Origin of the sequence: uncultured Methylobacterium sp., assembly GCF_964251405.1 — a bacterium.
Taxonomy (GTDB): domain Bacteria; phylum Pseudomonadota; class Alphaproteobacteria; order Rhizobiales; family Beijerinckiaceae; genus Methylobacterium.
Genome location: NZ_CAXUJR010000125.1, coordinates 1 through 8798, shown reverse-complemented (window position 1 = coordinate 8798; position 8798 = coordinate 1). Strand labels below are relative to the sequence as shown.

Here is an 8798-nt window from a genome sequence, read left to right as displayed (position 1 = left end):
CCGTGAAGTTCTGCGCCCCCCCTGACAAAAGCCCAGCCTCGCACCCATCTCCTGATCGCCCGAGCGGAGCGAACCCGCCGGCTTGCCCCAGGAGGACGACTCCATGAACAGCGAAGAACGTGACGTGATCAGCGGCATCTTCCAGCGCCTCGAGCAGGCGGGAAGCCAGCCTCGCGACGCGGATGCCGAGCGTTTCATTGCCGACAAGCTTCGGAGCCAACCTTACGCGCCCTACGCGATGGCGCAGCTGATCTACGTTCAGGAGGAGGCGATCAAGAGCCTCAACCAGCAGCTCGAACAGGCTCGGGAGGCGACGGCACAGCAGCCTCAGGGCGGCGGCGGCTTCCTGTCGAGCATCTTCGGTGGAGGTTCGCGCGCCGAGCCCCAGCGGCCGGCAGGCCAGCCGTGGGGTGGTCAGGGTCGTCAGCCGGGTTACGGTCAGCAGCCGGGCTACGGAGGACAGCAGGGCGGCTTCGGCGGTCCGCAGCAGGGCGGTCCCTGGGCGGGCCAGCAGCAGGCGCCGGCTCGTGGCGGCGGCTTCCTGGCGACGGCTCTGCCCATGGCGGCCGGTGCGGCCGGCGGCATGCTGCTCGGTAGCGCCCTGTCGAACGCGTTTGCCGGTGGTCATTCCGCCCTTGGCAGCGCGGCCGCGGCCGGCCTCGGTGGCACCGGAGCCGAAGCAGCCGGTGCGGCCGGCGGGAGCCAGGATTTCGGCTCTGCCCTCGGCGGCGGCAACGACATTCAGGACGCGTCGTTCGACAACGATGCCGGTGGAGATTTCGGCGGCGACCTCGGCGGCGGCGGCGACGACGATTGGGTCTGATCCCCGCGAGCCCGGCGACGCGAAAGCGTCGCCGGGCCTTCGATGTGAGGTGATTTCGAACTCAGATGACCTCGACGCGCGCACCGACGCTCGTGCGCTCATAGAGGTCGATGACGTCCTCGTTCATCATCCGGATGCAGCCCGACGAGACCGACTGGCCGATCGTGTGCGGCTCGTTGGTTCCATGGATGCGGTAGAGCGACGACCCGAGATAGAGCGCGCGCGCGCCGAGCGGGTTGCCAGGCCCGCCCGCCATATGGCGTGGCAGATCGGGCCGCCGCCGCAGCATCTCGGCCGGCGGCGTCCAGTCCGGCCACGCCTTCTTCTGGCTGATCGTCTTGGTTCCGGCCCATGCGAACCCGGGTCGGCCGACGCCGATGCCGTAGCGTAAGGCCTTGCCTCCCGGCTGGACGAGGTAGAGGTGCTTCGACGGCGTATCGATGACGATGGTGCCCGGCGCCTGCCGGCCGTCGAAATCGACCGTCTGCCGTTCGAATCGCGGGTCGGGAGCACGGGCGATCGCGATCTGCTCGGGTTCCTGCGAGAGCGCCGCGTTGCGGATCGGCACCCGCTGGACCGGATATGGCGCTGTGTCTTCTGGCACGCGGTCTCCCGATGACAGCATCCGCGGGCTCGACGGGCCGCCAAAGCCGTAGGCGGCCAGGTGCCGCGGCAGGGTTCCGTCGTCTGCGAGCCGTGCACCCGATCGATGAGAAACAGTCCGAGCCGGGCCGGTGCTTCCGGAGACCAGGAACTCGATGAAGCCGCCGCCGTAGCGGCCGTCCTGCGCCCTCGCCTCCCCGGCAAGCGTCAGAGCCGAAAAGGCCGCCGCCACGCACCATCCGCTACGCATGTTCCCCTCGCCCCCTGCATAAACCCGCTATGCGAGACGATGAGGGCGCGGACGGGAGCGCCGGGTGAATAAACGTGGTGAATCGATCGAGAATCCAGTCGATCGAAACGCTCAGTTCGATTCAGTGTAAATATTCGGTCACCATGACCGGAACACGCCGCCGTTCAGCAAATGGCAACCAGTCCGGTTCATAGTCACAAACGTGAACTCTCGAAGTCGGCTGATCCCATACCATGACCATGAAGCGCTATCGCATCGAAGACAGCCTCGGTCTTGCGAGCAGCCAGCCGGTGTTCGAGAAGTCGGTCTCGGCCGAGAGTTCGGAGCTGAACAACACCCGGCTGACGGAGATCCTGACGGCGATCCAGGATCTGCGGCAGATGACCCAGTCCAGCACGATCGAGACGGTGGAAGCCTGCCGGAAGGAACTGAGCGACGCTCTCGCGATGCGCTCGGAACTCGACATCATGAAGGACGCGATCACGCGCACGAAGACCGAGATTGCGACGCTCTACCGGTCCGAGAACACCGGCAACGGCATGCGCCGCGTCGCCGGCGAACTCGATGCGGTCGTGGATTCCACCGAGCAGGCGACGAGCACGATCCTCGGCGCCATCGAAGAGATCGAGACCAATGCGAGCATGCTGCGCGCGATGCGGACCTCCGCGGCCGGACGTGAGAACATCGACGCCATCATGGAGCGCGTCGTCATCGCCTACGAAGCCTGCAACTTCCAGGATCTGACGGGACAGCGCATCAGCAAGATCGTCGGCGTGCTGAAGTTCGTCGAGGAGCATCTCGATCGGATGATCGAGGCCTGGGGAGGTCTCGACAGCTTCAAGGACGTCCTCGGCGTCGACGGCCCCGCGAGGCCCGACATCAACGACGAGAGATCGCTTCTCAACGGGCCGCGGCTCGACGACGACCCGGGCCATGTCGACCAGGGCGATATCGACGCGCTGTTCGACTAGGACGGCTCGCCGATCGCGATGCGCATCCGGCCCCTTTCCAGCGGAATCCGACGCGCTTAGATCAAGGGGGATGAGCCGTTCCCCTTCGAAAGACTTGCCTCCCGACGGGTTCGACGCCGAGGAGGAGCCCGCCGACCACCCGCAATCGGCCGACGCGCCCGAGATCGACTTCGATTTCGAGGAAGGCGCGGTCAAGGCCGGCACCGAGATCATCAGGCGGTTCTGGACGACGCTGCCGCCCTCCCCCGGCGTCTACCGGATGTTCGACGACAAGGGCGACGTCCTCTACGTCGGCAAGGCCAAGAATCTGAAGGCGCGGGTCGGCTCCTATGCCCGCGGCCAGGCGCATTCCAACCGTATCGCCAGGATGATCTCGCAGACGGCGGCGATGGAGTTCGTCACCACGGCGACCGAGACCGAGGCGCTGCTGCTCGAGGCCAACCTCATCAAGCAGCTGAAGCCGCGCTTCAACGTGCTGATGCGGGACGACAAGTCGTTTCCCTACATCCTGGTGACGGCGGATTCCGAGGCACCGCAGATCGTCAAGCATCGTGGCGCGAGGCGGCGCAAGGGCAGCTATTACGGTCCCTTCGCCAGCGTTTGGGCGGTGAACCGTACCGTGAACGCCCTCCAACGCGCCTTCCTGCTGCGAACCTGTTCGGACAGCTATTATGAGAACCGAACACGGCCTTGCCTGCTCTACCAGATCAAGCGCTGCGCCGGCCCCTGCACCGGCGAGATCGCGCTGGACGACTACGCGGGCCTTGCCGAATCCGCGCGGGCGTTCCTGTCCGGCAAGTCCAACGCCGTGAAGGACCGCATGCGCGACGAAATGCAGGAGGCGTCGGAGAAGCTCGAATTCGAGCGCGCCGCGCGCTATCGCGACCGCATCGCCGCGCTCTCGGCGATCCAGGGCACGCAGGGCGTCAACACACAGGGCGTCGAGGAAGCGGACGTCTTCGCCATCGACGAACAGGCCGGACAGTTCTGCATCGAGGTGTTCTTCTTCCGCAACTTCCAGAACTGGGGCAACCGCGCCTACTTCCCCAAGGCCGACCGCACCATGACGCCGGACGAGGTGCTCGCCTCCTTCATCGGCCAGTTCTACGACGACAAGCCCGCGCCCCGGATCGTGCTCGTCTCGCACCCGATCGAGGACGCCGAGTTGCTGGGCGCAGCCCTGTCGAGCCGCACCGAGTACCGCGTCGAGATCCACCTGCCTCAGCGGGGCGAGCGCAAGAACCTCGTCCTCTACGCGCAGCGCAACGCCAAGGAGGCACTGGCGCGGCGGCTCGCCGACACCGCCTCGCAGGGCAAGCTGCTGGTGGCCCTGAGCCAGTCCTTTGGTCTGGCCAAGGCGCCGCGCCGGATTGAGGTCTACGACAACTCGCACATCATGGGCACGAATGCGGTCGGCGGCATGGTGGTGGCCGGGCCAACGGGCTTCATGAAGACGCATTACCGCACCTTCAACATCAAGTCAGAGGAGCTTACCCCGGGCGACGATTACGGCATGATGCGCGAGGTGCTGCAGCGCCGCTTCAAGCGCCTCGTGAAGGAAGCTCCGCGCGATGCCGTCGAGCCTGGCAGCGCCGAGGGCGCAGGCGCCGCGCCGGACGCCGGGGAGGAGGTCGACACCTTCCCGGCCTGGCCGGACCTTGTCCTGATCGACGGCGGCAAGGGGCAGCTCGACGCCGCCCGCGGCGCCCTGGCGGATATCGGCGTCACCGACGTGACGCTCGTCGGTATCGCCAAGGGACGCGACCGCGATGCGGGGCGGGAGACCTTCTTCGTGCCCGGCCGCCCGCCCTTCAAGCTGCCGCCGCGCGATCCGACCCTCTACTTCGTCCAGCGTCTGCGCGACGAGGCCCACCGCTTCGCCATCGGCACGCACCGGGCCAAGCGCAAGCGCGAGCTCATCAAGAATCCCCTCGACGAGATCGGCGGGATCGGCCCCAGCCGCAAGCGCGCCCTCCTCCACCATTTCGGGACCGTGAAGGCGATCGAGCGGGCGGCCTTCGAGGACCTTGCCAAGACGCCGGGCGTGAATGCGGCGACCGCGCGGGCAGTCTACGACTTCTTCCACGCCGGGGCCTGATCCCGCGCCGCTCGACGCCTAGATGGTGGCGTTCGTCGAGCCGCGGCGATGGGAGACAACGAACGATGAGCGAAGCCATACCGCCGGGTCGTGTCCTGCTGGCAGGCGCGACGGGCGACCTCGGCGGGCGCATCGCGCGCGAACTCCGCAAGCGCAGTGTCGCCGTCACCGCGATCGTCAGGCGGGGCACCGCGGCCGACCGGACGGCGCGGCTTCGGGCTCTCGGGGTAGACGTCGTCGAACTCGACCTCGACAGCGTGGCCGAGGTGGCGGCGACCTGCACCGGCACGACCTGCGTCGTCTCGGCGCTCAATGGCCTCGAGGAGACGATCATCGGCACGCAGGGCGTTCTCCTGGATGCGGCGGTCGCGGCCGGGGTGCCGCGATTCATTCCCTCGGACTTCTCGCTGGACTTCACCAGGACACCGGCGGGGTCCAACCGCAACATGGACCTGCGTCGCGACTTCAAGGCCCGTCTGGACGTGGCGCCGATCCGGGCGACCTCGATTCTCAACGGGGCCTTCGCCGACATGCTCACCGGCCAAGCGCCCTTCATCCTGTTCGGCCTCCGGCGCGTTCTTCATTGGGGCGACGTCGCTCAGCCGATCGACTTCACGACGATGGACGACGTCGCTGCCTTCACCGCAGCGGCCGCCCTCGATCCCGCAACGCCCCGGGTCCTGAGGATCGCCGGCGAGCAGACAAGTCCGCGCGGCCTCGCCGCAGCGGCGAGCTAGGTAACGGGACAGCCTTTCAGGCCGCTGCGAGCCGGGAGCATCGGCGTCCTGCAGACACTCATCAGGGTGGCGCGTGCGGTGGCGCCGGGCAAGGGCCAGGTCTTTCCGCCCTGGCAGGGCATGCAATACATGCGCGACATGTTCAGCGGCGACGGCAAGCTCGCCCCGCTCGACAACGGCCGCTACCCCGACCTGCGTTGGACGAGCATACGAGCGGTGCTGGCGGCACGGTAGGCGGCCTCGCAGGACGAAGCCGGCCCGGACGCAAGCGCCACGGTTGACCCCTGTACCGCCCCGTGGTTCACCGCGCCCATGAACGCCGACATCCTATGAACGCGGTCTTGCCCCGCCGCCGGTCGCCGGCCTGGAACCTGGCGAACTGCCTGACCTACGGGCGCCTGGCCGCCGTGCCGGTCGTCGTCGGATTGCTGTACTGGCCCGACGAGATCGGTGCCCGCTTCGCGGCGCTCGGCGTGTTCATCGTGGCGGCGATCACCGATTATCTCGACGGCTACGTCGCCCGAACCTACGCCCAGAGCTCGGCCCTGGGGCGCATGCTCGACCCGATCGCCGACAAGCTCCTCGTGGCCGCCTGCCTTTTGATGCTCGCCGCAGATGGCTCGATCAAGGGCTGGACGCTGTGGGCCGCCATCGTGATCCTGTGCCGTGAGATCCTGGTCTCGGGACTGCGCGAGTACCTCGCGGAACTCAAGGTCGGGGTGCCGGTGAGCAAGGTCGCCAAGTGGAAGACGACGTTGCAGCTCGTGGCCATCGGCTTCCTCGTCGCGGGACCGGCCGGGGAGACGCTGCTGCCCGGCACCGTCGATATCGGGGTCGGCCTGCTCTGGGTCGCCGCCGCCCTGACGCTCTATACGGGCTATGACTACATGAAAGCCGGGATCAGGCACGTCATCGACGACCCGCGATAGGGGGCGGGGCGTCACAAGGGCAAAGTCGCATGAAGCTCGTCTATTTCGCCTGGGTCCGCGAGCGGATCGGCAAGGCCGATGAAACGGTGGACCTGCCCGCCGACGTCACTACGGTTGCGGATCTCGTCGCCTGGCAGCGCGGACGCGGCGAGGAATACGCCTACGCGTTCGAGGATACCGGCGTGGTCCGTGCGGCTATCGACAAGGTCCACGCCAAACCCGAAGCCGCGATCGCCGGAGCCACCGAGATCGCCTTCTTCCCGCCGATGACGGGCGGGTGAACCGCGACGTCCCCGCTCAGGGCGGCGTCATGGCGGTGGTGAAGGCGCGCAGGTTGTTGGCCATCATGTCGGCGTAGGTGGCGGCCGGCCCGTCGGCCCGCGACAGGGCGTCGGAATAGACCTTCCCGCCGATCCGCGCACCGCTCTCCTTGGCGATCTGCTGCATCAGGCGCGGATCGGCGATATTCTCCAGGAACACCGCCGGGATCTTGTCCCGGCGGATCTGCCGGATGATCCGGGCTACGTCGCGCGGGCTCGCCTCGCTGTCCGACGAGACGCCCTGGGGTGCGATGAAACGCAGGCCGTAGGCGGATGCGAAATAGCCGAAGGCGTCGTGCGTCGTGATGATCCGCCGATGGTCCTGCGGGATCGCCGCGATCGCGGCCCTCGCCAGATCGTCGAGGGTGTCGAGCCTGGCGAGGTACGCCGCCGCGTTGGCCGCGAAGGCGGCCGCGTAGTCGGGGGCGATCCGGGACAGACCGTCGCGGATGTTGGCGACGTAGATCTTTGCGTTGGGAATGCTCTGCCAGGCATGCGGATCGACGTGATGATCATGGCCATGCGCGTCGCCGGCGATCGTGGGCACACCCGCCGATGCGGTGACCACCGGCGCCTTGGTGCCCGAAGCCTTGATCAGCCGATCGATCCAGCCCTCGAACCCGATCCCGTTCACGAAGACGACGCTGGCGTCGGACAAAGTGCGGGCGTCGCCCGGCGCGGGGTTGTAGCCATGAGCATCGGCATCCGGCCCAACCAAGGTCGAGACGACGACGTGGTCGCCGCCGACCTGTCGTACGAGGTCGCCGAGGATGGAGAAGGTGGCGACGGCCTTCAAGGGCTTTGGCTTGTCCTGCGCCTGCGCCGGCAGCGATAGGCAGACGAGCCAGACGAAGAGGAGCTGGCAGACGAGGTGCCTTGCACGGGAATCGGACCGGGACGACATCGACAATGGCTCCAGACGAAGCGCCTCTCTTATTGAAACATGATTACATTGCCAAGTTTGGTAAGGCGGCCTTGATCTAGAAGCCATGGGGCGCCAAAGAGCGGTCGATGTCGCGCCGGCTCGGCCGTCATGGGGAATCGATACGGATTATCATGGCGCGTCGGCCGCTTCCGAGAGGCGACACTCTCCCTCTCCTCGGCCGGGTCTGGCGCGAATGGCTGCGGCCGCACCGGGCGACTTTGGCGGTGGTGCTCGTGCTGATCGCCATCGTGGGCGCCGCGACGGGTTTCTACCCCGCCCTGATCAAGGCGGCTTTCGACGCCTTCGACGCGAAGGACACCGCCGCCCTCGCCTACGGCCCGGTGGTGGTCATCGCGATCACGGCGATCAGGGGCTTCGCACTGTTCGGGCAGACGGTCCTGACGAACCGGGTCGTCACCCGCGTCGAGGCGGACATGCAGGTGGCACTCTATGCTCACCTCATCGAAGCGGACCTGGCGCAACTCGGTCGCGAGAGCCCGGCGGCCTTCACCCAGCGCTTCACCACCGATTTCGCCTATATCAAGGAGGCGCTGACCCGGATCTCGACGGTGCTCCTGCGCGACATCGCCATGCTGATCGCGCTCGTGGCCGCCCTGATCTGGATGGACCCGATCCTCACATTGGTCGCCGCCGTCACGGTGCCGTTCGTCGCCGGCCCGATCGCCAGGATCGGTCGCAAGCTCCGGCGGGTCTCGACGAGCACGCAGGAGCAGATGGGCGCAGCCGCAAGCCTCATCAACGAGAGTCTCCAAGGCGCGCGCATCGCCAAGACCTACGGTCTCGAAGGCTATCTCAAGGGCCGTGCCACCGAAGCCTTCGATGAGGTCCGTCGCCTCAAGATGAAGACCGCCAACGCGCGGGGGCGCCTCGACCCGCTGCTCGAAATCGGCGGCGGTCTCGCGGTGGCCGGTGTCCTGGTGCTGGTGGGCCAGCGCGTCATGTCCGGTGAGCGCACGGTGGGCGACTTCACCGGCTACGTGGCGGCGCTCCTGCTCGCGGCGCAGCCGGCCCGGGCGCTCGGCACCCTCAACGCGATCCTGCAGGAGGCGGGTGCCGCCCTGCAGCGGTACTTCGCCCTGATGGACGAGGCGCCCCGTATCAGGCAGGCGGCGGATGCGGGA

10 protein-coding genes are annotated in these 8798 nt (G+C 67.5%); 8 read left to right on the top strand and 2 right to left on the bottom strand.

Features of this window, described 5'->3' with window-relative positions:
- Positions 1 to 103 precede the first annotated feature (103 nt).
- Positions 104 to 823, top strand: coding sequence for a DUF2076 domain-containing protein (locus ACFE7U_RS16575; RefSeq protein ID WP_375410817.1), 720 nt, complete (start codon positions 104 to 106; stop codon positions 821 to 823).
- Between the two features lie 61 nt (positions 824 to 884).
- Here the strand turns inward: ACFE7U_RS16575 and ACFE7U_RS16570 are convergent, their stop codons facing one another.
- Positions 885 to 1676, bottom strand: coding sequence for a L,D-transpeptidase (locus ACFE7U_RS16570; protein WP_375410816.1), 792 nt, complete (start codon positions 1674 to 1676; stop codon positions 885 to 887).
- Between the two features lie 233 nt (positions 1677 to 1909).
- Between ACFE7U_RS16570 and ACFE7U_RS16565 the strand changes: the two genes are divergently transcribed.
- From ACFE7U_RS16565 to moaD, 6 genes are all read left to right on the top strand, one after another.
- Positions 1910 to 2647: a chemotaxis protein gene (locus ACFE7U_RS16565; protein WP_375410815.1), complete on the top strand. Its 738-nt coding sequence runs from the start codon at positions 1910 to 1912 to the stop codon at positions 2645 to 2647.
- A 70-nt stretch (positions 2648 to 2717) separates the two neighbouring features.
- The gene (gene uvrC, locus ACFE7U_RS16560; protein WP_375410814.1) at positions 2718 to 4745 is read left to right on the top strand and encodes an excinuclease ABC subunit UvrC; all 2028 of its coding nucleotides are present in this window, start codon (positions 2718 to 2720) and stop codon (positions 4743 to 4745) included.
- 65 nt (positions 4746 to 4810) lie between these two features.
- A complete protein-coding gene (locus ACFE7U_RS16555) occupies positions 4811 to 5482 on the top strand; it encodes an NmrA family NAD(P)-binding protein (RefSeq protein ID WP_375410813.1) in 672 nt (223 codons plus the stop codon).
- A 78-nt stretch (positions 5483 to 5560) separates the two neighbouring features.
- The gene (locus ACFE7U_RS16550; protein WP_375410812.1) at positions 5561 to 5716 is read left to right on the top strand and encodes a hypothetical protein; all 156 of its coding nucleotides are present in this window, start codon (positions 5561 to 5563) and stop codon (positions 5714 to 5716) included.
- 95 nt (positions 5717 to 5811) lie between these two features.
- A complete protein-coding gene (gene pgsA / locus ACFE7U_RS16545) occupies positions 5812 to 6411 on the top strand; it encodes a CDP-diacylglycerol--glycerol-3-phosphate 3-phosphatidyltransferase (protein WP_375410811.1) in 600 nt (199 codons plus the stop codon).
- Between the two features lie 29 nt (positions 6412 to 6440).
- Positions 6441 to 6692 carry a molybdopterin converting factor subunit 1 gene (gene moaD, locus ACFE7U_RS16540; RefSeq protein ID WP_375410810.1) on the top strand — a complete coding sequence of 84 codons (252 nt, stop codon included), beginning with the start codon at positions 6441 to 6443 and terminating at the stop codon, positions 6690 to 6692.
- Between the two features lie 16 nt (positions 6693 to 6708).
- Here moaD and ACFE7U_RS16535 read toward each other — a convergent pair whose 3' ends face one another.
- Complete coding sequence (locus tag ACFE7U_RS16535; protein WP_375410809.1) at positions 6709 to 7635, bottom strand: metal ABC transporter substrate-binding protein; 927 nt, start codon at positions 7633 to 7635, stop codon at positions 6709 to 6711.
- A gap of 152 nt (positions 7636 to 7787) precedes the next feature.
- Here ACFE7U_RS16535 and ACFE7U_RS16530 point away from each other — a divergent pair.
- On the top strand, positions 7788 to 8798 hold a 1011-nt coding region (locus ACFE7U_RS16530), incomplete at its 3' end, for an ABC transporter transmembrane domain-containing protein (protein ID WP_375410808.1).

Excerpts from the sequence above, each read along its gene's own strand:
- ACFE7U_RS16575 (WP_375410817.1), top strand. The coding sequence starts at position 104 with ATGAACAGCGAAGAACGTGACGTGATCAGCGGCATCTTCCAGCGCCTC.
- ACFE7U_RS16570 (WP_375410816.1), bottom strand. The coding sequence starts at position 1,676 with ATGCGTAGCGGATGGTGCGTGGCGGCGGCCTTTTCGGCTCTGACGCTT.
- ACFE7U_RS16565 (WP_375410815.1), top strand. The coding sequence starts at position 1,910 with ATGACCATGAAGCGCTATCGCATCGAAGACAGCCTCGGTCTTGCGAGC.
- uvrC (WP_375410814.1), top strand. The coding sequence starts at position 2,718 with ATGAGCCGTTCCCCTTCGAAAGACTTGCCTCCCGACGGGTTCGACGCC.
- ACFE7U_RS16555 (WP_375410813.1), top strand. The coding sequence starts at position 4,811 with ATGAGCGAAGCCATACCGCCGGGTCGTGTCCTGCTGGCAGGCGCGACG.
- pgsA (WP_375410811.1), top strand. The coding sequence starts at position 5,812 with ATGAACGCGGTCTTGCCCCGCCGCCGGTCGCCGGCCTGGAACCTGGCG.
- moaD (WP_375410810.1), top strand. The coding sequence starts at position 6,441 with ATGAAGCTCGTCTATTTCGCCTGGGTCCGCGAGCGGATCGGCAAGGCC.
- ACFE7U_RS16535 (WP_375410809.1), bottom strand. The coding sequence starts at position 7,635 with ATGTCGTCCCGGTCCGATTCCCGTGCAAGGCACCTCGTCTGCCAGCTC.